Raw genomic sequence first — 23,168 nt, forward strand, 5'->3', positions numbered from 1 at the left:
TATGAAGGCAGGTTCTTTCCGTCGTCAGTGGAGCGCCTGGCTCGATCGACGCATACCCGCTGCGCCATCCATGGTATTGCACCAGAAGCGCATTTTTATCCTTCCCACCCGCCAGGGCACAGCGTTTGGCGTTGCGTTGATTTTGATGCTGCTTGCAGCCATCAACTACCAGAACAGCTTGGCGTACGGCCTGACGTTTCTGCTGTTTTCGGTTGGGATCGTCACCATCCTGCATACCTATCGAAATCTGGCGGGACTGCGGTTGACGGCAGCTGGGTCAGCGCCAGCGTTCGTCGACGAGCCCGTGCGGTTTCGGGTGCGTCTGGACGATGAAGGGCGCGCCCATCAGGCCATTGCAATCGGGTGGGGTAAGGACACGCTTCAATACACCGATGTCGAGGCAGGTAGCGCCAGTGAGTTGGACCTCTTCCTGACACCCGTGAGGCGGGGATGGTTGAGGCCCGGCAGGCTGCGGGTAGAAAGCCGATTTCCGCTGGGGCTGATGGTGGCATGGAGCTGGCTTGATCTGGAGCAGAAAGCCTTGATCTACCCAAAACCGATACCGGGTGATTTGCTGTTGCCGGCGGGTCTTGACGCAGACGCTGACGAAGGTGCCCGCACTCAAGGGCAGGGTGCTGATGATTTTCTGGGACTCAGACCTTACCAACCAGGGGACTCACGTCGCCGGCTGGACTGGAAAGCGTACTCGCGTGGACAGGGCCTATTGGTCCGGGATTTCGCCATGCTGACAGGCAGTGATTTATGGCTCGACTTTTCTGTATTGGACGGAGATGTCGAAGCACGACTATCCCAACTGTGCCACTGGGTTCTGGTTTGCTCCGCCAAGCAGCAACGGTTTGGGCTGCGCTTACCAGGAACCGTGCTGGGCCCTGATACCGGTGAGGCACATCAGTCGGCATCGCTCAAGGCACTGGCTCTGTTCGGACAGCCCTCATGACAGCCGTTCAACCTATCCCCCGTATCGCGCTGACCTGGTTGCTGGTTGCCCAGGCATTAGTCATTGCGCCCCACTTGTTCCATCTGCCGTTCTGGATCGTCGGGCTGTGGCTGGGGTGCGCGTTCTGGCGTATTCAGCAGTTCAGGATGAGGGCTCGGGCACCTACCCGGATTGAAAAAGCCGGCTTGCTGATTGTAGCTGCCGCTAGTGTCTGGTTCGCCCAGGGTACGGTGATCGGGCTGGACGGCGGAACCGCGCTGCTCATCTCAATGTTTGTGCTCAAGCTGGTCGAAATGAACACAAGGCGGGATGCCTTGGTAGTGATCTTTCTGGGCTTTTTTGCGGTTGTCATTGCTTACCTGTTTGATGACAGCTTTCTTGCCGCCTTGTATAGCCTGTTGCCCATCTCTACGCTGCTAGCGGCGCTCATTGGCCTCCAACAGAGCGGCATGGCGCATCGGCCATGGCCTACCTACAGGCTGGCCGGAAGTCTGGTGCTTCAGGCACTGCCACTCATGCTCGTGTTGTTTCTCTTTTTTCCACGCATGGGACCGTTGTGGTCAATGCCACAATCGGGTGACAAGGCCGTAACGGGGCTTTCGGACAATATCGCTCCCGGCGAGATTGCCGAACTTTCCCAATCTGCCGAGCGGGCATTTCGAGTCAGCTTCGAAGGGACGCCTCCGCTACGCAATACGCTTTACTGGAGAGCAGTAACTTTCGAGCGCTTCGATGGCCAGCGCTGGTCGGTCAGCCAGGAAACTGCCTACAGCACTGCCCCACAATGGCAACCGGCTGGCGTTGCTATTCACTATACAGTGGTTATGGAGCCAAGCCAGAAGCCTTGGCTGTTTGCGCTAGACGTGCCGCAAACCAATCAGAGTGACGTCAGGCTGGTCGGAGATTTCCACCTGCAACGCCGAAGACCCGTTGATACGCCTTTGATGTACGAGGCGACATCATGGCCGCAAGTGATACGCGAGGAAGCTATAAATCCGGCCAACTCACGGCGCGCACTGCAACTACCTACCAACAACGACCTGCAAGCGCGTGCCTGGATTAAAGATCTGCAGCAGCGCTATCCCGAGCCTCAGGCATTGGCAGAGGCGATACTGCGCTATTTTCGTGAGGAGCCTTTTATTTACACCCTCAAACCGCCAGTCGGGGGGACGAATGCTATCGATGCCTTTCTCTTTGAGCATCGTCGTGGCTTTTGCGCCCATTATGCTGGTGCGATGACATTTCTCCTGCGTGTCGCCGGTATCCCTGCACGTATGGTGGCGGGTTATCAGGGAGGAGAATACAACCAGGCAGGCAATTACTTGACGGTCCATCAATTTGATGCACACGCCTGGGTAGAGTACTGGGTTTCCGGAAAAGGCTGGGTAAGCGCCGACCCTACGGCCCAAGTCGCGCCCGAGCGGGTAGAGCGTGGCCTTGAGGATGCGTTGTCAAGTGCACGAGGTGAAGGTGCTTTTCTAGAGTCGTCACCCTTCTCACCGATGCGCTATCGACAACTCGCCTGGCTTAACGAAGCCCGGATGGCGTGGGACAGGCTCAACTATGGCTGGCAACGCTGGGTTCTAAATTATCAGGCTGAGACGCAAGGCGACCTGCTGCGGAATTGGTTTGGCAAGGTCGATAGTGCCACGTTTGTTGCGACGCTTGTTGGCGGTGGGGGATTGTTGATGGGGCTATTGGCGGTATGGCTGCTCAAACCCTGGAAACAGGCAACTGACCCACAAACACGGCTATTCAATCAGTTCGAGCGAGTGGTAAGGCGCTACGGACTGACTCGTGAGAAAGCTGAAACCGTCCGTCATTTCATGCAGCGTACTATTCAACGACTCCCTCACCAGCAAGGCGAAATTGAAGCGTTCTGCCTGACCTTCGAACGCCAGCGCTACAGCCGCGAAACTGTGGATGAACATCTTCTTAAAGCACAGCTAAAGGCTTTGAAAAACGCTCTAAGAACATCAAAAAGTGCTGATCAGGCCTAGAGAAAGCGCTCGATCAGCTGACAAAAAGCGAGTGGGACTTCTTGCTCGGCTCGTGAAACTGGATCGCCATTGCCGCTACGATACCTACAACGCCCACTGCAACACTGGCAAGACTATGGCACAGCAGGCCGCTGGTAACAGTCAGCGCAGACAGGCTGACAAGCGGGACCGACAGCATCAGTGCCGTATCGCGTGAGGAGGCCCGATTCATCATATGGCGCATGATTGCACTCCTGTTAATTGATACACTTACTGTAAGGGCTTTGATAATGTGGTCGCGAATCGTTCCTCACTATCAAAGCCATAGTTTACTTGTGCTTAAAGCTTGAGCTGTTGGATGGCCCTGTTCAGGTCACCTGCCAATGCGGCCAGCTCCTGACTGGTTGCCGATGCATCGGATGTCTGCCGTACGGTATGCTCGGTAACGTCTCGTATACCGACCACTGAGCGGCTCATTTCCTCTGCTACGTGAGACTGCTGCTCGGCGGCAACCGCAATCTGCGTGTTGCTGTCGCGCATCTGCGCCACGGCTCCAGCAATCGCCGCCAAGGCCTGTCCGGCTTCGGCAGCTTCTTCAACACATCCATCTGCTTTGATCGAACTTTCGTTCATGAATTCAACCGCATCGCGCGTTCCTGCCTGAAGCGTTGCAATCATCTGAGTGATTTCGTTGGTTGAATCCTGTACACGCTGTGCCAGATTACGGACCTCGTCAGCCACGACGGCAAACCCGCGGCCCATTTCGCCCGCGCGAGCCGCTTCAATGGCAGCATTGAGTGCCAGCAGGTTGGTCTGTTCGGCAATACCATGAATGACACTGACGACGCTGCTGATTTTCTGGCTGTTGTCAGCCAGATGCTGGATCATTTCAGCCGTCTGCTGAACACCCTGGGAAAGTCCGGAGATCGACTGGCTGACGCGCTCGACTACGGTCTGTCCGGCACCGGCTAAACGATCGGCTTCCTTGGATTGATCCCGAGTGTCGGCGGTGTGCTGGGCGATGTGATGGACCGTTGCAGACATTTCATTGATGGCTGTTGCCGTCTGGTCCGTTTCGCTCTGCTGATTCAACATGCCGCGCTGTACTTCCCGCATCGTGCTGGCCAGACGTGCTGCGCCCTCATCCAGTCGAGTGGCGGTCTCGGTCACCGTCATGACAATACGTTGATAGCCCCCCTGCATTGCATTGAACGCGTTGGCCATCTGGCCGACTTCGTCACGGCTGTTGAGCGGTACTCGTGCTGACAGGTCACCGCTGCGCTCTACGTGCAGCATGACATCCTTGAGTGTATGCAGGTTGGTCAGAATGAAACGGATCAGAAGCTGAGAGGCGCACAGTAGTGCCAGCATTAGCACGAAAACGGCCACACCGTATTCGAAGGCGCGATGCATGAAGACCTCGCCAAAGCTCACCCGCTCCACGGTTATGGCAAACGGCTGACCATCGGAGGTCTGGGCAACCCAGGCTCCTGCCAGCGCTTCGCTGCGCTCCAGTTCCACCCAGTCCCGCTTTCCACTCAGCGAGACTGCATCGACTCCAAGGCGCGCTAGCGCAGCGGTGTCGTTGAGTTTCACCGCTGTGTCTGTAACCGGGAATTGAGCAGCCGCTAACGTCGATAGATGGCTGGCTTCCAGTCTGGCAGCGTTCTGACCGGCATCAAGGCGGGCATTCTGCTCAAGATGCATGGCAAACAAGACCAGTAACAACGTCGTAAAGAAAGCAACGGCGTTGACGGCCCAGAATTTGTACTTCAGGGAAATGTCTCGAATCCAACCACTCATGGAATGTTGTGTCCGTAACGGGAGTTTTTCCAGCATAGAGCCGGAACAAAATGTCGAAGCGGTCTACAGAGGCGACCGCTTCTTTCCACTCAGGTTAACGGCACAATAAAGAGCAGCTTTAGGTCGGATCTTCAAAACTCGCTTCAATCACCGGCAGGTTGAAAAACTGCCGGGCTGTGACTGTGGTATGTGCGGCGAGGGCCTGAGGCGACTCGTGACGATGGCGAGCCACTTCATGCAGTACTTCAGTCAGGAATGCTGGTTCGTTATGCCCACTCTTGGGTTTGGGGCGTAGCGTGCGCGGTAGCAGATAAGGCGCGTCGCTTTCCAGCATCAGGCGGCCCATGGGAATGTCATTCATCAGCGGATGAAGGTGTGTACCGCGACGCTCGTCACAAATCCAGCCGGTAATACCGATGTGCAGGTCCAGATCCAAGTATTGATAGAGGGCCTGTTTTTCGCCGGTAAAGCAGTGCACGACAGCCGCGGGAAGCTTGTCGCGAAAATCGCGTATAATGGCCAGCAGACGTTCGCTGGCGTCTCGTTCATGCAGGAAGACCGGAAGTTGTAGTTCAACGGCTATGGCCAGTTGTTCTTCAAGCGCTTTCTCTTGCACGGAGCGGGGAGCAATGTCGCGGTTGAAGTCCAGCCCGCATTCTCCAAGAGCACGTACTTTCTGCTCTTTTGCCAGCGCCTTGAGGCTGTTACCTGTCGTGGCGGTCCAGCTTGCTGCTTCGTGTGGATGAATGCCGGCTGTTGTAAACAGCGTGTTCGAGTCATCCAGCGTGCGGCAAAGTTCGAGCGCAGCCTCGCTTTCAGCAAGGCTTGTGCCGGTCAGTACCATTTGAACGACACCCGCTGTGCGCGCTCGCTCAATAACGGCTTCGGCTTCTCGCGCCAGGCTGGGATGAGTCAGATTGACGCCGATGTCGATCAGTTGCATGAGAAATACCTAATAAACGGTGGCCAGCTGAGTATCAGTCTGTCCATTTAATAAAAAAGTCGATCATGAACAGGATTATGTCGGTGTTCATGGGTAGTTCGGCTTCCATTGCCTCCTGGAAAGGGAGGGCGTCGTTGCGCCTTGTCTTGCGCTTGGCCAACCATGGAGAACCGGATGGCGCGTCATCTTATTGTTGTGTGTTGTCTGCTGTTGTTGTCACCTTTTCCTGCCCAGGCACGGGTCGGAAGTACAGAGCACTGGAAGCAGGAGAAGACCGTACGTGACCTGTCTGCGATTCGAACTGCAGGCGTGCTGCGTGTCCTGGTCAATCAGAACCGTAACAGCTCCGGCGAACTGGACGGCAAGCCCATCGGCATAGAGTACCGTCGTCTTGATGCCTTCGAGCAGTATCTCAACGCCAAGGGCAAAAAGGCTCAGCCGCTCAAGGTTGTTTTCATCCCAAAGCCTAAAGAGGAATTACTGGCTGCGCTAGAGCGGGGTGAGGGTGATATTGCTGCTCCGGGTGAGCTGTTTTCGGGGCCTATCGGGACCAAGATCGTACGCAGCCATCCACTGATGACCAATACGCCACTTGTAGTCGTCAGCCGATCAGGGCAGCGTCGCTATACTCGTCTGGATCAGCTGTCTGGTCGCCAGCTCACTCTGCCAGCCGGTAGCGCAGCCGAACCCGCGTTGCGCGAGCTGAATGCGCAACTGGCTAAGCGTAAGCTCAAGCCCATCGAGCTTGAGCGGGTTGACTCCAGCCTGGGTGTTGAGGATGTGCTGGAAATGGTTTCCGCTGGAATCTTCTCCCTTACGGTCGTTGAACAGCCTATTGCAGACCGCTGGGCCAAGGTCTTGCCCAAGCTTCATGTAGAGCGGCGGCTAGTAGTGGCCAAGCAGCAGGATATGACTTGGTTTGTCCGGCGCGATACCCCTGAACTGCGTAAAGCGGTGAATGGCTTTCTTGCTGGACATCGTATGCCGACCGGCAGCGATGTGGCGTTTCAAAAGGCCTACAAAGGCAGTTCCAAGGTCCGGAATCCGTTAGGTGCAGACGATCACCAGCGGCTTACCGAAGTTCGTCCGGTCCTGAAGCGATACGCGAACACTTACAATCTGGATTGGCTAACCCTGGCGGCTATGGCTTACAAGGAATCAGGTCTGGATGGCGCTGCCAAAGGTAGCGGTGGCGCAACAGGGCTGATGCAAATTACACCATCGGCGGCCCGAAGCGTTGGGGTCAAGAATATTCGCACGGTTGACGGCAATGTGCAGGCTGCTGCTCGCTACATGGCAAAGCTGCGCCGCCAATTCTTTTCAAGCCGCACGCTGGATGAGCGTGAGCGTCGGGCTTTTGTTCTCGCAGCTTACAACCTGGGACCAGAGCGGGTTCAGCGGCTGCGGACCGAAGCGAAGCGACAGGGGCTTAACCCTAACAAGTGGTTCTTTCAGGTCGAGCGAATTGCCTCTGAAAAATATGGGATGGGCGTCGTCAATTACGTCAGCAGCGTCAATAAATACTATCTGGCGTATGCCCGCGAGCGTGACCGGCTGGAAGAGGGCAAGCGCAGCATCCGTATTACCAGTCGTTAATCCGGTTGGCAAACCGCCGTGCTTGACAGCATGAGTACCGCTTGCCTAGGATTCGAACGCGCCGATTTAAACAGCAACTTGCGGGGCGCGAGTCTATCGAGACTCAAAAAATACCGCTAAAGCGCTGGCCGGTGATTGCCTCACCGCTGACCAGCGGGACTTATGAGGCGGATACCATCACCATGACCATTTCCCACTGCCAATTGCGCCTGACCCCCATTACTCACGGATCGCTCAGCTCGCATCCTTCCATTTTGCTTGGCGGACTGCATCAGCCCACACTGCTCCGGTATCTGGAAGGCTGGCCAAGGCGTTGGCCTGCTTCTCGCTCCTTCCAGATCCGTTTTGCCCAGCAACCGCAGGAGTTGAGCCAATTTGCCAAGGACATGTTTGACTTCGCCGTCATCGAAGCGCCTTCCAGGGACCAGGCGGCTGCGGTCGTGCATGAATTGACACGGATCGCTCGGCAAGGCGTGATTACCCGGCGTCAGGGGTAATCAATTTCTACGATGTACCAGCGCTTCTCGCCGGTTGGTGTCTGCACGGTAATTTCCGCATCCAGCGGTTTACCGACCATGGCGCGAGCCAGCGGGGCGTCGATGCTGATCTGGTTGAGTTTTATGTCGAACTCATCCGGTCCTACGATGCGATAGCGAGCCTGTTCACCCTCGTCATCTTCCAGGGTTACCCAGGCGCCAAAATACACCTTGTTGGGATCTGCCGGCCGCTCGCTGATAACCTTGAGATTCTCCAATCGCTTACGCAAAAAACGTACACGGCTATCGATTTCACGCAGCATTTTCTTGCCGTAGGTGTACTCGGCATTCTCTGAACGATCACCCTGGGCCGCCGCTTCGCTCACGGACTGCGTGACTTGTGGTCGACGGACATTCCAGAGCTCATGCAGCTCGGCGCGCAGGCGCGCTTCGCCTTCGGGCGTAATCAAAGGGGTGCCTGCACTACGAGGCGGTCGGTATCGACTCATACATCCATTCCATATAAAAACCTGATTAACCTTCCCGCAGAATGCGTAGCGGACTGACCGTCAATGCCCGTCTCGTTCCCAAAAGACCGGCTGCTGCAATCATTGCTGCGCCTATCAGGGGAAGCAGCAAAAGCCATGGGTGTGGTTGCCATGGCATATCGAACACAAGGCGATACAGCAAAGCTGTAATGATCTCACACCCTAATGCTGCCAAAAGTCCACTGGTTGCGCCAAGCAAGGCAAATTCAACCCGGCGGGTGCGTATCAGGAGTCGTCGCTCTGATCCCAGTGCCCGCAAAAGTGCACCCTGGCGTATGCGCTCATCCAGTGTGGATTGAAGACCGGCAAACAAGACCGTCATTCCAGCGGCCAATACAAAGAGCAAGACGAATTCTACCGCAATGGTTACTTGGCCCAGGATGCTGCGTAGTTGCGCAAGGATCGCATCGATAGGCAATAACGTTGCGGCTGGAAACTGACGTGCCAACTCAACCATGGCCCGGTCATGGCCAGGCGGAATGTAAAAGCTGGTGAGATAGGTGACGGGAACATTGGTAAACGTTCCCGTCTGAAAGATCATGAAGAAATTGGGCTGAAAGTTATTCCAGTCTACGGTTCGCAGACTACTCACCTGCGCCTCTATGATCTTGCCGGCAATATTGAAGCTGAGATGATCGCCTATCCCTACTTTGAGGCTCTTGGCCAGTTCTGCCTCTACGGATACGCCCGGCAGATCACGTGTTGGAGGTGTGGCGTCCCACCACCGTCCGGCAGTGATGACATTACCTGAAGGCAGCGTGTCAGCCCAGGTAAGACTAAGGTCGCGACGCGTGGCGCGGTCTCCGCGTGACTCACTTTCTACGACCTCGCTGGCAGGCTCGCCATTGATCAACACCAAACGACCCTGCACGATGGGATATAACGGTTTCGGATTGGGCGACAGCTGGCCGATCTGTGCCGCAAAGGCGTCCTTCTCGGCAGGCAGGATATTGAGTGCAAAGTAATTGGGGGAGTCCGCTGGCAGCTGGTCCTGCCAGCGGTCCAGTATTTCTCCGCGCAACAAGGCAATAAGCGCCATCGCCAACAAGATCAGGCCAAATGCCAGGGCCTGTCCGGCAGCAGCGACTGGATGACGAAGCAATTGGCCCAGCCCTAAACGCCAGGCAAGCGGTGCCGAGGCCAGCAGGCGGCGTAATCCTTTCAAGCCCAGCAGCATTAATCCGCCAAGCACCACTGTGGCAATCAGTCCGCCACCTAGCAGTGCCAGGGTTAGCCTGAGATCCAGCGATAACCGCCACATGATCAGCCCTAAGGCCAGCAGGGCCGTACCATAGACGACCCAGCTTCTGGGAGGGACAGGAAGAAGGTCGCTGCGCAGAACGCGCAGGGGCGGGACTCGGCCAAGTGCAGCCAGGGGCGGCAACGCGAAACCAGCAAGCGCGATCAGGCCCGTCCCCATACCCGCAAGTGCTGGAAATAGTCCTGCACTGGGGATTGTTGCGGGCAGCAACCCTGCCATCAGGTGGAAGAGCAGAAATTGGGCAAGCCAGCCCAGTACAGCACCCAGTACGCTGGCCGCCAGTCCGAGCATGGCCAGTTGCACGCTATACAGAATCAAGGCTTCCCGGCGCGAAAGCCCAAGGCAGCGGAGCAGAGCGCTTGCGTCGAAGCGCCTGACTGCGAAGCGATTGGCCGACATGGCCACGGCCACGCCAGCCAACAACACGGCGGCGAGGCTCGCTAATCCCAGGTAGCGTTGCGCTCGGTCCAAGGCGCTGCCGAGCTGACGATTACCGTCGCGTGGGTCCTCGATTCGCTGATTGACATCGAGACTACGTTCGAGCGTTGCCCGGTAACGCTCCAGCTGATCGGTCGCTCCACTCCAGAGGTCTCGGTAGCGAACCCGGCTGCCCGGCTGGATGACTTCAGTGGCCGGCAGGTCTGCACTGTTCATCAGGACACGTGGCGTCAAACTGTAAAAGTCCCCAGCGCGATCGGGTTCGTAGGTCAGGATGCGAGAGATACGTAGTGTTTTACGACCAACATCGATCGTGTCACCTATCTTCAGTTCAAGTGCCGGTAACAGACGAGCCTCGACCCAGGCCTCCCCAGGATCTGGAAGGCCTCCAACTGTTTCCTGACCTTGTGGAGTGAGCGTGCTCTTGAGCTGTCCCCTGAGCGGATAGGAGCCGCTGACGGCTTTGACGCTGGACAGTTGAATGGCCTGTTCACCGGCAATGACGCTGGAAAACTCTATGGTTTGAGCATGTTTCAGCCCTTGGGCAAGGCCGGCATCGATCTGCTCTTGATGAGCTGCCGAGGTACCTCGCAGTGCCAGGTCACCGCCTAGAAACTCCGTGGCCCTCAACACCATGGCTTCGTTCAGGCGAGCCGTGAAATAACCGATCGCACAGCTTGAGGCAACCGCAATCACCAGTGCAAAGAAGAGCACTCGCAGCTCTCCGGCTCGAACTTCTCGCATAAGCTGCCGGCTGGCTTGACGCAATAATCGGAAGAAGGGGAGGCGAGTCATTCAGGCCTCCAATGTGACTAGGCGGCCGCTTTCCAGACGTATCAGACGATTGCATCGCTGCGCGAGTCGCTCATCATGGGTCACCAGCACCAGGGTGGTTCCAAGCTCTGTGTTCAGTTCGAATAACAGGTCGCTGATACGGGCGCCAGTAGTGGTATCCAGGTTCCCGGTAGGCTCGTCGGCAAACAACACCTTGGGGTTAGCAGCGAACGCCCGTGCGATGGCGACTCGTTGCTGCTCGCCTCCAGAAAGCTGGCGCGGATAATGACTCAGGCGATGCCCCAGATTGACTCGTTCCAGAAGAGACTCGGCGCGATCACGCGCATTTTTGTAACCTTCAAGCTCCATGGGGAGCATGACATTTTCTAAAGCGGTCAGGCTGTCGAGCAGTTGAAACGACTGAAAAACGAATCCGACATGCTCGGCACGTATTCGCGCACGCTCATCCTCTGACAATGCGGCCAGAGCATGTCCCGCCAGAACAACATCCCCCTCACTCGGCTGATCTAACCCGGCCAACAGGCCTAGCAGAGTGGATTTGCCGGAGCCTGAGCTGCCTACGATGGCTAGGCTGTCGCCCTTTGCCAATTCAAGGTCGAGGCCATGAAGGATGGTGAGTTCACCTTCCGCGCTGGGTACAACCTTGCTAAGGTTCTGGGCAACTAGAATGCTGGCGCTCATGAGGATTCCGCATGCGTAAATGGTTATCGGGCGGCTGTCTCGCGCTGTTTCTAATTGCGCAACACGCCGCAGCACAGACGCTTTTGATCGTTGGAGATAGTATCAGTGCCGGTTTGGGGATAGAAACGGGCCAAGGATGGGCTTCGCTGCTTGAAAAACGGCTGGACGAACAGAAGGGCAGCTACAAAGTCATCAATGCCTCGATCAGCGGTGACACCAGTGCCGGCGGGCTTTCCCGGCTATCGCCGTTACTTAATGAGCATAAGCCTGATGTTGTGCTGATTGAGCTGGGCGGCAATGATGGTTTGCGAGGCCAGCCCCCTGCGCAATTGCAACAGAATCTTGCATCAATGATTGACCAGTCCAAGCAGGCAGGTGCCAAGGTACTGCTTCTAGGAATGCGGTTGCCGCCCAACTATGGCATTCAGTATACCGAGCGTTTCGCTGCGGTTTATTCCAGTCTGGCTGAAGAAAAAAAGGTCGCACTGGTGCCCTTCTTTCTGGAGGGGGTTGGAGGAATAGAGCAGTACATGCAGCCAGACGGAATTCATCCCAATGCAGCCGGACAGCCAAGACTACTGGAAAATGCCTGGCAAGCCTTACAGCCCTTGCTTGAACGGACGCAGAATGCAAAGCACTGACATTTTGTAAGATTTTACAGTTTGGGGCGGTTAAATCCGGTTCACCTGCTTTTCAGGTCAACGCCTTTCCGTTAAGGTTGCGCCCCCCTTCTGGAGCCTCAAATGTCGCGTCACGCCTGGTCCTTGTTTGGCTTTCAACTTATCGTGCCTGATTCACAGCTCGATCTGTTCGCCTGCCGGACAACACGGCTGCACATCGTTGCACGCCAGCTTGAGCTAGGCGGACATGCCGATCGCACATTGTGCGGCAGCCTTCTCCCGGCCGAGCCCAAGTTTCAGCCATTGGCTCGGCATTGGCTGAGACACTCGCAGTTATGCCCCCAGTGCATGGAACGTCTGGAAGCAGATAAACGGGGTGAAGTGGGTACTGTTTCGTTCCTCTGAGGTCTCACGACCTTATAGGCGCAGTGTTACACTGACACTATTTACAGCATTCTTTTCAAAGGATTTTTCGATGTTGTCTCGCGCATCATCTATCGCCTGTTTATCGCTTGCCGTTAGTCTGACTGCCGGTACGGCTTGCGCCCTGGAATTGCCGCTTCCACCGCCTGGTGAAGATATCGTGGGCGAGGTGCAGGTTATCAAGGCCGCCTACGAAGACACATTTGCAGACCTCGGTGAGAAGTACGATCTTGGCTATTCGGAGATGGTGGCAGCGAACCCGGGCGTTGATGCCTGGTTGCCAGGGGCGGGTACCGAAGTAGTTCTGCCTACACGGTTCATCCTGCCGCCTGGGCCGCGTGAAGGGGTTGTCATTAATCTGGCTGAGTACCGTATGTACTACTACCCCAAAGGGGGTAATACGGTTTTCACCTACCCATTGGGAATTGGACGTGAAGGATGGGGGTCGCCTGTTGGGACTACCCGAATCACCGCCAAGACCAAGGACCCCAGCTGGTATCCGCCTGCATCGATTCGTGCCGAGCACGCCGCCGATGGTGATCCGCTTCCTGCCGTGGTTCCGCCTGGGCCGGACAATCCGCTTGGACCCTACAAGTTGAACCTTGCGCTACCAGGTTATCTGATCCACGGTTCCAACAAGAAATTTGGTATCGGCATGCAGGTCAGCCACGGCTGTTTCCGGATGCTGAATGAGGATCTCAAGGAGTTCGTTGGAATGGTTCCGGTGAACACCCCTGTACGCATCATCAACGAGCCTTACAAGTTTGGTATCAGCCAAGGCAAGCTGTATCTGGAGGCGCATGAGCCGCTCTCGAGCGAAAATGGCAAGCCGGCCATGATCGACCAGCACACGGCTGTAGTGAATGCCATGATCCGTCGCGAGGACTTGAGTGGTCACGCTGAGCTGAACTGGGAATTGGTAAAGGACATCGTCACGGCGCAGGATGGTCTGCCCGTAGAGGTGGCTGCTACCATCAATCAGGCTTCTCAAACTGCTGCGACTGCCGCTGATCAGCCTGCTGCAGCGCTATAAAACAGTGTGGCAACAAAAAGCCCGCCAAAATGGCGGGCTTTTTGTTGCTCGCAAAAGCCGACCCGAGAGTCGGCTTAACAGGTCAGAGACCTATTATTTGCGGCTGGCTTTTTCCAGCATACGCAGAGCGCGCTCGTTAGCTTCGTCAGCAGTCTGCTGAGCTTTCTGAGCAGCAGCCAGAGCGTCGTCAGCATGACGATAAGCTTCGTCAGCACGAGCCTGAGCGCGAGCAGCAGCGTCTTCAGTAGCGGTCAGACGGGCTTCGCTTTCTTTGGAAGCGTGGCTGCAACCAGTAGCCAGGGCAGCTGCCAGAGCCAGAGCGGCAAATTTCAGAGCGTTGTTCATCATTATCCCCTTGAGGTGGACTTCCATATAGAGTGCAAATTTCCCAGCGGAAAATTGCGCGCTACATACTACTCATAACGTGTAGTAAGTAAACTGAGCGAATGCAAGGTTCGCGAGTTTTTTTCACTTTCCCTTTCATAAGCTCGATAAATTGACATTGCGTTGCTTAAAAAGTGTCCAAGGGTGACTGATGACGGGTTTTCTGACGGTATAAGGAGCGCGACTAAGGCAAACAGTTACAAGGCTAATGGGTTGTATTAATGCAAACTTCAACGCACTATTAAGCTCTTAGTCTTGCGCCAGATGCTCGTTGTATTAAGCCTAAGGTCATGATTGTTGTGCGATGGCCGGCCCGAACGGGGCAGCCATTTCTGTAGTCTGAAAATAGGCTCGGCAGCAATGTCGCTTCCCAATAAGAGAGATAAGGCGGGTAATCGGTTTTCCGCCAAGGAGCAGATATGAACGAGTCGTTTTCAATCGACCACGACCTCTCATCTCACCAATTTGTCATCCACGTCGATGGGCAGCGCGCGTATCTTGCCTATATGGATCTTGGTAAGCAGACCATGGATTTTTACAGAACCTTTGTGCCCGATAATCTGCGGGGCAGGGGAATAGCCGCAGCGTTAGCCGAACACGCACTGACTTACGCGGAGTCACGTGGCTACAGCGTCATTCCATCCTGCTCCTATGTCGAGCGTTATATCGAGCGGCGTCAGCAGAAGCTAACGGCTCCTCACTAATCGACAGGCATAAAAAAGCCGGGTAAAGAACCCGGCTATAAGAAGACTGGCAATCAATCGCGCTTGCGCTTGGGCAGTACGTCCTTGAGCTTGTTATGCATGCTCATGATGCTCTGTTCCGTCATTTCCCAATCGATGCAGGCATCTGTAACCGAAACGCCGTATTTCAGTTCGTTGAGATCCTTAGGAATCGGCTGGTTGCCATAGCCCAGATGGCTCTCTACCATCAATCCGATAATGGACTGGTTGCCTTCGATTATCTGGTTGGCAACGTTATCCATTACCAGCGGCTGCAGTGAGGCATCCTTGTTAGAGTTTGCATGGCTGCAATCCACCATGATATTAGCCTTGACCTTGGCTTTGCTTAATTCACGTTCGCATACCGCAACGCTGACCGAGTCGTAGTTCGGTTTGCCGTTACCGCCGCGCAGAACCACATGACCGTAGGGGTTACCTTTGGTTTGCACGATCGAGACCTGTCCCTGCTGATTGATGCCGAGGAAACGATGTGGGTTTGAGACCGATTGCAAGGCGTTGATAGCAACGGTCAGGCTGCCATCGGTGCCGTTCTTGAAGCCAACGGCCGATGAAAGGCCGGAAGCCATTTCACGGTGCGTTTGGGACTCCGTGGTCCGGGCGCCAATTGCAGACCAGCTGATCAGGTCCTGAAGATACTGTGGTGAGATGGGATCTAGTGCTTCGGTGGCAGTAGGCAAGCCTTTCTCGGCCAGCTCCAGCAGCAATTGGCGACCAATGTGCAAACCATCCTGAATCTTGAAGGAGTCGTCCAGGTAGGGATCGTTGATAAGCCCTTTCCAGCCGACTGTCGTCCGCGGCTTCTCAAAATACACCCGCATGACAAGGAAGAGGGTATCGGAAACTTTTTCGGCCAGAACCTTCAGGCGGTCGGCGTACTCGTGGGCTGCCTTGATGTCATGAATGGAGCAGGGGCCAATCACGACAAAAATCCGATGATCCTTGCCATCAAGGATATCACGCACCACCTGGCGACCCTGAGCGACTGTCTTGGAGGCGCTTTCGGTCAAAGGAATCTCTAGTTTGAGTCGCTCAGGCGTTATCAGGGGGTCGTTTGATACGACGTTTAGGTCATTTATAGGTAAATCGGCCATAGTGTTCTCGGAGGCCACGGTGCCTGCTTGGGCATAACCGGCTGGCGTTACGCGGTAAAAGGTTGACAAGAGGCTAACCATAACGTGTCTTCATAGGAGGCGACAATGGCCTTTTCCGGTTCGAGAGACGAAGCGGCCTGTTGCGTCCTTGGATGTCTTGACCAGTACGAAATAGCGAGGCTTTGTGGAATTAAGCGATCTTGATGCGGATCAGGCGTTGTTGGCGCTTTCGGGAGTAACGTTGCTTATCTTCACTGGTGAAGGGTGCTCAAGTTGCCGGTGGGCGCGAGAGCGCTTGCCGGAGATGAACTTGCCATGCGATCGAATCGCCTGGGTCGATGCGGAGCGAAACGGAGGAATGGTGCAGCGCTATGAGGTATTTCACTTGCCTGCTCTGTTCGTAGTACGTCAGGGGCTATTTTATGGCGGGCTGAAAACGCGGATGACCGAGTCTGAATTGAATCAGGGAATTCTGGCTTGTCTGAGCCGTGATGCTGATGATTTACCTTGATGAGAGAAGTGTGATGTTAACTAACCAAGTTCGCAAATTAAGGCATTTACCAGCATTTTGCACGGCGAAGTGGCAATACGCTGCTACGCTTTCCTGTGATGAATAAGCATTCGGCATGTCGTATGACGGCCATCCACGTCAGTAGTTGAGGGGGCCAATTGATCCAATCGATTCTTTATGCAACTGATCTGGGCATCTACTCATCCTCTGTCTTGCAGCATGCGCTTTCCTTGGCGCGAGCGCATGATGCTAAGTTGTATGTCGTACATGCGGTTGAACCCTTGGGGTTGTTCGCTGACTCGATTTTGCAAACCTATATGGATGCCTCCACGTTGGCACAATTGAACAAGCAGGGTTTCAATACCGTTTTAGCCAATATTGAGCAGCGCGTGATTGAGTGTCTGCGCGATGAAATGGGGGAGGCTGCGCAGGAGTTTGACCGTATCCGCTTGGTGCGGGTCGTTCAGGGAGATCCCGCTCAGGTCATTCTTGATCAGTCCCATGATCTGGCTGTCGATTTGATCGTGTTGGGCAGTCATAGTCATGGCAGCGCTTGGGATACACCGCTGGGACGTACTGCAGGCAAAGTTCTGCAAATGGCGGATGTGCCTGTCTATCTTGTACCCATGTTGCAGCATCGCAGCCATTGATAATTACCAATGGCTATAAATATTTTTGTAGTGCGTTAGTATAGGTTATAACAACGGTGCTGTTAGCTATAGCAAGGAGCCATCATGAAGCTTCAGCAATTGAGGTACATATGGGAAGTGGCGCATCACGATCTCAATGTTTCTGCAACAGCGCAAAGCCTGTATACCTCCCAGCCAGGCATCAGTAAGCAGATCCGGTTGCTTGAGGATGAGTTGGGGGTAGAGGTGTTTGCTCGAAGCGGCAAGCACCTGACACGCATTACGCCAGCGGGTGAGCGGATTATCCAGACCGCTGGTGAGATCCTGCGTAAGTGCGAAAGCATCAAGCAGATCGCTCAAGAGTTCTCCAACGAGAAGAAAGGCACGCTTTCAATCTCCACGACGCACACCCAGGCCCGCTATGCCTTGCCGGATGTGATCAGTGATTTCATGAAGCAGTATCCGGATGTCGCCCTGCACATGCAGCAGGGTACACCTATGCAGATTGCTGAAATGGCAGCAGATGGCACAGTTGATTTTGCCATTGCAACGGAAGGCCTTGAGCATTTTGGTGATCTGATCATGCTGCCCTGCTATCGATGGAATCGATGTGTCATCGTGCCCCATAGTCACCCCTTGGCCAAAGTGCCCAAGCTCACCCTGGAAGCCCTGGCCGAGCATCCCATCGTCACCTACGTATTCGGTTTTACAGGACGTTCCAAGCTGGATGAGGCCTTTAGCCGGCGAGGATTGGAGCCAAAAGTCGTTTTCACCGCAGCCGATGCCGACGTTATCAAGACCTATGTAAGGCTCGGTCTGGGGGTGGGAATCGTGGCGGATATGGCGGTTGACCATAAGCTCGACAGTGACCTTGTTGCGCTGGACGCCAGTGAATTGTTCGAGGCCAGCATTACCAAGATCGGCTTGCGTCGGGGGACCTTCCTGCGGGGATATATGTGTGACTTCATTAGTCGTTTCGCCCCGCATCTGACGCGTGAAGTCCTGGTGCAGGCGATGCAGTGCCATAGCCGCCAGGAAGTTGAAGACCTATTTGCTGAAGTCACATTGCCGACCTACTAGATTCGCTTAATCATCGTATGAAAGAAAGGGAGTCACTTCGTCTCATTTTGTGTCAGAGTGACGGGGTGAGCTTTCCAGCGGCTCACAAGTGTCCCTTACAAGAAAAACAATACGAGGTTCATACGATGAAAGTGTCCCGAAAGTCTGCTGTTCTGCTAGGTATAGGTTTCGCTCTTATGTCCGGACTCTCCCAAGCCAGCTCGTTGCATGTTGATCGTGCCCCGTTCGGGTCACTTCCTGATGGCCGTGCCATTGAGCGCTATACGTTACAAAACAGCAACGGAATGCGAGTTGGCATCATTACTTATGGTGGTATCGTCCAATCCATTGAGGTGCCCGATGCAAAAGGGCATATGGAAGATGTCGTTCTAGGTTTTGATGATGTGAAAGGCTATCTGGATAACGGCACCGTTTACTTTGGTGCGCTGATCGGCCGATTCGGCAATCGCCTGGCCAAGGGTAAGTTCGAGCTTGATGGCAAGACGTATCAGGTGCCGATCAATAACGATCCAAACGCCCTGCATGGCGGGCCGGAAGGTTTCAATACCAAGGTATGGCAGGCCAAGCCTATCGAGGGCAAGGATTGGAAAGGCGTATCGCTTAGCTATGTTTCGTCTGATGGTGAGATGGGCTTTCCAGGCACGCTCACAACTACTGTGCGTTACACTCTCAACGAGCATAACGAGTTGCAGATCGAATATACCGCAACGACGGATAAGCCTACGGTAGTCAACCTGACCAATCACAGTTATTTCAATCTGGCGGGCGCTGGCAACGGGACCATTCTTGACCAAAAGGTGACTATCCATGCGTCCAAGTTCACCCCGATTGATTCAACGCTGATTCCAACCGGGGAATTGGCTGATGTGAAGGGTACGCCTATGGACTTTGTCCATCCGACTGCTATCGGTGCGCACATTCGTGACAACGACCAACAGCTGAAATATGCCGAGCCCAAACAGGGTGGTTTTGATTTCAACTGGGCATTCGATAAGCCGGGGCAGCTCGATGCCGTAGCGGTTACGGCTTTTGATCCATCATCCGGGCGGCGTCTAGAGATGTATACAACCGAGCCGGGTGTGCAGTTTTATACCAGCAACTTTCTGGATGGCACTATCAAAGGCAAGCAAGGCAAAGTTTATCCGCACTGGGGAGCGTTTACGCTGGAGGCTCAGCACTTCCCCGATGCACCAAACCAGCCCAACTTTGCCAGCACTCGCTTGAATCCCGGCGAGACATACAAGCAGACTACCATCTACAAATTCTCGACCCTCAAGCAGTAATCTCCTGCCTATGGGGCTGCACCGTCAGCCCCATATCCTGCCTTAGTTCTTCAATCAGCATTTTGGCCGGTGCGGTGACGTCCATGCCCTGGCGAATGACAACGCTATAGGGCTCGCTGTTGATTTGCAGGTCAATGGAAAACCGCTTGAGCAAGCCAAAGCGTTCACTGAAGAGCGCTACATCGCTAGGCATCACAGCCAGAAGATGCGGATCCTCCTGCAACAGGCTAAGCATCGTGAACGTAGAGGCCGTTTCGATGGGATAGCGCGGAAAGTCGAGCCCTGCAAGGCGAAACTGCTGTTCGAGCGCGAGGCGCATGGGCATGTTGGAGGGATAGACAACCCAGCGATAGCCTGTCAGCTCGTCCAGACTGGAAAGTGATGCGTTGGCCAGCGGATGGTTGGGATGAGCCACCAGCGCCAGGCTTTCTGGATGTTCGATCAGCTTTTCATACGCATCAGGCCGGGTGCTTACGCTGGTTCGGCAAATCACTACGTCTACCCGCCCTTGGTCGAGAAGGGCAAGCAGTCGCGCGCTGGTGTCCTCCGCGATATGAATCGACAGTTCCGGCTGTTTCTGGCGAAGCCGATTGAGCGACTGCATGAGCAGCGGCACCGCACCCATGATAACGCCAATGGACAACCGGCCACCCTGACCATGCAGGATGCCAATCATTTCTTCCCTGAGGTGGGCAATGTCGGACTGAATAAGGCGCGCATACCGAATCACGCAGCGTCCCAGATCGTTAGGCACCAGTCCCTGACTGGTACGTGTAAAAAGGGTGGCGCCTAGTGTCGCTTCAATTTCATGGAGGGCTTTTGTTGCACCCGGTTGAGTAATAGCAACCTGCTCGGCAGCCTTGTGCAGTGAGCCATGCTCCTCAAGGGCAATGAGAAGCTTGAGCTGACGTACGCGTAGGCGCGATGAAATGGAATTCAAAGATGGAATCATGGGAATAACCAAAGGTTATCACTTAATCAGTACCTCTCATTAGGCAGCGTTCTGCGCGCGCCGTAAAGTATGCGCTATCCATTCAGCCCATAACGATAAGAGCAAACCCCATGAGACTGATTCAATTTGAGACTTCAGAAGGCCAGCGCCATGTAGGAGTGGTTGAAGGCGAGAATCTCCAGATTGTACGTAATGTTCGCACGACACGTGAGCTGGCACTGAATGCAATCCGAAACGGACGTGATCTGGTTGCTGAGGTCCAGGCGCAGGGTACCGAGCCAGGGCCGAGTTATGACAGTGTGCTTGAAGCCCGTCGCGTATTACCTCCGCTGGATCATGACGATACGGCCCACTGCCTGGTTACCGGAACCGGGCTTACGCATCTGGGCAGTGCTTCTACGCGAGACAAGATGCATCAGCACAACAATCAGGACGAAGCCAAGTTGACCGACAGCATGCGTATGTTCAACTGGGGACTTGAAGGCGGACGACCTTCGGCCGGTGAAGTGGGGGCGCAGCCAGAATGGTTCTACAAGGGTGACGGCAGCATTGTTGTCCGTCCGGGCGAGGATTTTTCCCTTCCCGAGTTTGCCGAAGATGCCGGTGAAGAGCCTGAATTAACCGGCCTGTATGTCATCGGTGATGACGGGGAACCTTATCGGGTAGGTTTTGCGCTGGGAAATGAGTTTTCCGATCATGTCATGGAACGGAAAAACTACCTTTATCTAGCGCACTCTAAACTGCGCTGTTGCGCATTTGGGCCTGAATTACGAGTAGGTGAGCTGCCTCGCCACCTTTCAGGTATGAGCCGGATTCGCCGTAACGGTGAGGTCCTTTGGGAAAAGGAATTTCTTTCAGGCGAAGAGAATATGTGTCACAGCCTGGCGAATCTTGAATATCACCATTTCAAGTACAACCAGTTTTTGCGTCCGGGCGACGTACATGTACATTTTTTCGGAACGGCTACACTGTCCTTCGCTGACGGTATCAAGGCGCAGCCGGGAGATCGGTTCGAAATCAGCATGCCTGAATTCGGTAAACCTCTGATCAATGGCATCGCTTCCCATAAGCCGGATTTCGTAATAGGCAACATCAAAGCGCTATAACTTTCTGAACATCAAGTGCTTTAAACGTGGGTTGTCAGCTAAATCTGCCTTCATAAGAGGCCGGTTAAATCACTAAATTGCTATGTTGTATGATGACTTAAAGTCCGACAGGATGTACCTTTAGTGCCTGACACCGATGTTCTTCTCATTTTATCTGCGTGAGCATTGGCTCGCGCAGTGTCCTGAAACCCTTTATGGTCAAGGAGTTAAGCATGCAGATCACAGGACATAACTATGTTGGCGGAGCGCGTAGTGCTAAAGGCGAAACTATCGTCTATAGCGTGGATGCGACCTCTGGAGAACAGTTATCGTATAAGTTCTATCAGGCTACGCCTGAAGAAGTTGATGCTGCTGCACGTGCTGCGCAAGAGGCTTATCCCATCTATCGCAGCCTGAGCGCTGAAAAGCGTGCCAGCTTTTTGGAAGCCATTGCAGACGAACTGGACGCGCTGGGTGACGATTTCGTGCAGCTGGTTTGCCGCGAAACCGCATTGCCTGCTGGCCGTATCCAAGGCGAGCGTGGACGCACCAGTGGACAGATGCGCCTATTCGCTCAGGTCCTGCGTCGTGGTGATTTCTACGGGGCGCGCATCGACCGTGCCTTGCCTGACCGCAAGCCGCTGCCTCGTCCAGACCTGCGCCAATACCGTATCGGTCTTGGTCCAGTAGCCGTATTCGGTGCAAGCAACTTCCCGCTGGCATTCTCTACCGCAGGCGGCGACACCGCTTCGGCGCTGGCTGCCGGTTGCCCGGTTGTGTTCAAGGCCCATAGTGGTCACATGGGAACAGCTGAATATGTGGCTGAAGCCATTGTTCGTGCGGCTGAGCGTACTGGCATGCCGGCTGGTGTTTTCAATATGATCTACGGCGCTGGCGTCGGCGAGCAGCTCGTCAAGCACCCAGCCATCCAGGCGGTCGGTTTCACGGGCTCGCTGCGAGGTGGTCGCGCACTATGTGATATGGCTGCTGCACGTCCTCAGCCGATCCCGGTCTTTGCTGAAATGTCCAGTATCAACCCGGTTCTGCTGATGCCTGAAGCACTCAAGCAGCGCGGCGATAATGTGGCTAACGAGCTGGCCGCTTCGGTCGTGTTGGGATGTGGTCAGTTCTGTACCAACCCGGGCCTGATCATTGGCATTCGCTCGCCGGAGTTCTCTGCATTCCTGGAGCGTTTCGCCGCGACCATGAATGACCAGCCGGCGCAGACCATGCTCAATGCAGGCACCCTGAAGAGCTATGTCAAAGGTCTCGAGCATTTGAATGCTCACTCCGGTATTACTCATCTTGCCGGTGCAACCCAGCAAAATAACAATCAGGCTCAGCCACAGTTGTTCAAGGCTGATGTCAGCTTGCTGCTGGAAGGTGATGAGTTGTTACAGGAAGAGGTTTTTGGTCCAACTAGCATTGTGGTAGAAGTTGCCGATAAGGCCGAGCTGATTCGCGCATTGCATGGCCTGCATGGCCAGCTGACTGCGACGCTGATTGCCGAGCCGGGTGACTTGGAAACCTACGGTGCTGAGCTGACAGCTGTGCTTGAGCAAAAAGCAGGGCGCCTGTTGATCAATGGTTATCCAACCGGCGTAGAGGTCTGTGACTCCATGGTTCATGGTGGCCCTTACCCGGCAACGTCCGATGCTCGCGGAACCTCCGTAGGTACGTTGGCCATCGATCGCTTCCTGCGCCCGGTCTGCTACCAGAATTACCCGGATGCATTGCTGCCTGAGCCACTCAAGAACGCTAACCCGCTGGGTATTGCCCGTCTGGTTAACGGCGTTACGACACGCGATGCGCTGAGCTGATCGCTCCGTTAATGAAAAGCCCCGGCGTGCCGGGGC

The 23,168-nt window shown here is 55.0% G+C and carries 23 protein-coding genes; 14 read left to right on the forward strand and 9 right to left on the reverse strand.

The genetic code is table 11. The annotated features are described in order from the left end of the window. Position 1: 1 nt before the first annotated feature. Both JQR90_RS07190 and JQR90_RS07195 read left to right on the forward strand, forming a co-directional pair. Complete coding sequence (locus tag JQR90_RS07190; RefSeq protein WP_219653017.1) at positions 2 to 958, forward strand: DUF58 domain-containing protein; 957 nt, start codon at positions 2 to 4, stop codon at positions 956 to 958. Further along, positions 955 to 2,958 (forward strand): transglutaminase TgpA family protein, encoded by a 2,004-nt coding sequence (locus JQR90_RS07195; protein WP_434135994.1) that lies wholly within the window; start codon positions 955 to 957, stop codon positions 2,956 to 2,958. Before JQR90_RS07190 ends, JQR90_RS07195 begins: the two co-directional genes overlap by 4 nt. Positions 2,959 to 2,971: 13 nt before the next feature. Here JQR90_RS07195 and JQR90_RS07200 read toward each other — a convergent pair whose 3' ends face one another. The 3 genes from JQR90_RS07200 to JQR90_RS07210 all read right to left on the reverse strand — a co-directional run bounded on the left by JQR90_RS07200 (position 2,972) and on the right by JQR90_RS07210 (position 5,683). Continuing rightward, a complete protein-coding gene (locus JQR90_RS07200) occupies positions 2,972 to 3,181 on the reverse strand; it encodes a hypothetical protein (RefSeq protein ID WP_010797761.1) in 210 nt (69 codons plus the stop codon). Between the two features lie 95 nt (positions 3,182 to 3,276). Then, on the reverse strand, positions 3,277 to 4,740 hold the full coding sequence (locus JQR90_RS07205) for a methyl-accepting chemotaxis protein (protein ID WP_010797762.1): 1,464 nt from the start codon (positions 4,738 to 4,740) through the stop codon (positions 3,277 to 3,279). A 118-nt stretch (positions 4,741 to 4,858) separates the two neighbouring features. Next, on the reverse strand, positions 4,859 to 5,683 hold the full coding sequence (locus JQR90_RS07210; protein ID WP_010797763.1) for a TatD family hydrolase: 825 nt from the start codon (positions 5,681 to 5,683) through the stop codon (positions 4,859 to 4,861). A 174-nt stretch (positions 5,684 to 5,857) separates the two neighbouring features. Here JQR90_RS07210 and JQR90_RS07215 point away from each other — a divergent pair, with 174 nt between their 5' ends. After that, positions 5,858 to 7,279: a transglycosylase SLT domain-containing protein gene (locus JQR90_RS07215; protein WP_125888928.1), complete on the forward strand. Its 1,422-nt coding sequence runs from the start codon at positions 5,858 to 5,860 to the stop codon at positions 7,277 to 7,279. 182 nt (positions 7,280 to 7,461) lie between these two features. Further along, positions 7,462 to 7,776, forward strand: coding sequence for a hypothetical protein (locus JQR90_RS07220; protein WP_037030853.1), 315 nt, complete (start codon positions 7,462 to 7,464; stop codon positions 7,774 to 7,776). Here JQR90_RS07220 and greB read toward each other — a convergent pair. From greB to JQR90_RS07235, 3 genes are read right to left on the reverse strand one after another with little or no spacing between them, the layout of a single operon-like run. After that, positions 7,767 to 8,264 carry a transcription elongation factor GreB gene (greB, locus tag JQR90_RS07225; RefSeq protein WP_010797766.1) on the reverse strand — a complete coding sequence of 166 codons (498 nt, stop codon included), beginning with the start codon at positions 8,262 to 8,264 and terminating at the stop codon, positions 7,767 to 7,769. The two genes, JQR90_RS07220 and greB, sit on opposite strands and share 10 nt — an antisense overlap. A gap of 25 nt (positions 8,265 to 8,289) precedes the next feature. Continuing rightward, positions 8,290 to 10,797 carry an ABC transporter permease gene (locus tag JQR90_RS07230; protein ID WP_434140669.1) on the reverse strand — a complete coding sequence of 836 codons (2,508 nt, stop codon included), beginning with the start codon at positions 10,795 to 10,797 and terminating at the stop codon, positions 8,290 to 8,292. Beyond that, complete coding sequence (locus JQR90_RS07235) at positions 10,798 to 11,478, reverse strand: ABC transporter ATP-binding protein (protein ID WP_010797768.1); 681 nt, start codon at positions 11,476 to 11,478, stop codon at positions 10,798 to 10,800. An 11-nt stretch (positions 11,479 to 11,489) separates the two neighbouring features. Between JQR90_RS07235 and JQR90_RS07240 the strand changes: the two genes are divergently transcribed. The 3 genes from JQR90_RS07240 to JQR90_RS07250 all read left to right on the forward strand — a co-directional run bounded on the left by JQR90_RS07240 (position 11,490) and on the right by JQR90_RS07250 (position 13,554). Then, positions 11,490 to 12,119 carry an arylesterase gene (locus JQR90_RS07240; protein ID WP_010797769.1) on the forward strand — a complete coding sequence of 210 codons (630 nt, stop codon included), beginning with the start codon at positions 11,490 to 11,492 and terminating at the stop codon, positions 12,117 to 12,119. Between the two features lie 102 nt (positions 12,120 to 12,221). Continuing rightward, positions 12,222 to 12,503, forward strand: a complete 282-nt coding sequence (locus JQR90_RS07245) for a hypothetical protein (protein ID WP_010797770.1) — start codon at positions 12,222 to 12,224, stop codon at positions 12,501 to 12,503. Positions 12,504 to 12,573: 70 nt separating this feature from the next. Beyond that, positions 12,574 to 13,554: a L,D-transpeptidase family protein gene (locus tag JQR90_RS07250; RefSeq protein ID WP_010797771.1), complete on the forward strand. Its 981-nt coding sequence runs from the start codon at positions 12,574 to 12,576 to the stop codon at positions 13,552 to 13,554. Positions 13,555 to 13,647: 93 nt separating this feature from the next. On the opposite strand, the gene JQR90_RS07255 is transcribed toward JQR90_RS07250, so the two are convergent. Continuing rightward, complete coding sequence (locus JQR90_RS07255; RefSeq protein ID WP_026003970.1) at positions 13,648 to 13,899, reverse strand: Lpp/OprI family alanine-zipper lipoprotein; 252 nt, start codon at positions 13,897 to 13,899, stop codon at positions 13,648 to 13,650. Between the two features lie 458 nt (positions 13,900 to 14,357). Between JQR90_RS07255 and JQR90_RS07260 the strand changes: the two genes are divergently transcribed. After that, complete coding sequence (locus JQR90_RS07260) at positions 14,358 to 14,642, forward strand: GNAT family N-acetyltransferase (protein WP_010797773.1); 285 nt, start codon at positions 14,358 to 14,360, stop codon at positions 14,640 to 14,642. Between the two features lie 53 nt (positions 14,643 to 14,695). Here JQR90_RS07260 and JQR90_RS07265 read toward each other — a convergent pair whose 3' ends face one another. Next, complete coding sequence (locus JQR90_RS07265) at positions 14,696 to 15,772, reverse strand: 3-deoxy-7-phosphoheptulonate synthase (RefSeq protein WP_026003971.1); 1,077 nt, start codon at positions 15,770 to 15,772, stop codon at positions 14,696 to 14,698. A gap of 184 nt (positions 15,773 to 15,956) precedes the next feature. Between JQR90_RS07265 and JQR90_RS07270 the strand changes: the two genes are divergently transcribed. From JQR90_RS07270 to JQR90_RS07285, 4 genes are all read left to right on the forward strand, one after another. After that, positions 15,957 to 16,283: a hypothetical protein gene (locus tag JQR90_RS07270; RefSeq protein WP_010797775.1), complete on the forward strand. Its 327-nt coding sequence runs from the start codon at positions 15,957 to 15,959 to the stop codon at positions 16,281 to 16,283. A 158-nt stretch (positions 16,284 to 16,441) separates the two neighbouring features. Continuing rightward, positions 16,442 to 16,933 (forward strand): universal stress protein, encoded by a 492-nt coding sequence (locus JQR90_RS07275; protein WP_010797776.1) that lies wholly within the window; start codon positions 16,442 to 16,444, stop codon positions 16,931 to 16,933. Between the two features lie 84 nt (positions 16,934 to 17,017). After that, complete coding sequence (gene cysB / locus JQR90_RS07280) at positions 17,018 to 17,992, forward strand: HTH-type transcriptional regulator CysB (protein WP_074827412.1); 975 nt, start codon at positions 17,018 to 17,020, stop codon at positions 17,990 to 17,992. 125 nt (positions 17,993 to 18,117) lie between these two features. Then, the gene (locus tag JQR90_RS07285) at positions 18,118 to 19,275 is read left to right on the forward strand and encodes an aldose epimerase family protein (RefSeq protein ID WP_125888924.1); all 1,158 of its coding nucleotides are present in this window, start codon (positions 18,118 to 18,120) and stop codon (positions 19,273 to 19,275) included. Here JQR90_RS07285 and JQR90_RS07290 read toward each other — a convergent pair. Further along, on the reverse strand, positions 19,265 to 20,227 hold the full coding sequence (locus JQR90_RS07290; protein WP_019365966.1) for a LysR family transcriptional regulator: 963 nt from the start codon (positions 20,225 to 20,227) through the stop codon (positions 19,265 to 19,267). The genes JQR90_RS07285 and JQR90_RS07290 overlap by 11 nt on opposite strands. Before the next feature lie 110 nt (positions 20,228 to 20,337). Between JQR90_RS07290 and araD1 the strand changes: the two genes are divergently transcribed. Together araD1 and JQR90_RS07300 are read left to right on the forward strand one after the other, a co-directional pair. Then, on the forward strand, positions 20,338 to 21,333 hold the full coding sequence (araD1, locus tag JQR90_RS07295) for an AraD1 family protein (protein WP_074827406.1): 996 nt from the start codon (positions 20,338 to 20,340) through the stop codon (positions 21,331 to 21,333). Between the two features lie 212 nt (positions 21,334 to 21,545). Further along, a complete protein-coding gene (locus tag JQR90_RS07300; RefSeq protein WP_125888922.1) occupies positions 21,546 to 23,132 on the forward strand; it encodes an aldehyde dehydrogenase (NADP(+)) in 1,587 nt (528 codons plus the stop codon). Positions 23,133 to 23,168: the final 36 nt, after the last annotated feature.

Origin of the sequence: Pseudomonas sp. JZ114, from assembly GCF_051027705.1 — a bacterium.
GTDB classification, from domain to species: domain Bacteria; phylum Pseudomonadota; class Gammaproteobacteria; order Pseudomonadales; family Pseudomonadaceae; genus Chryseomonas; species Chryseomonas luteola.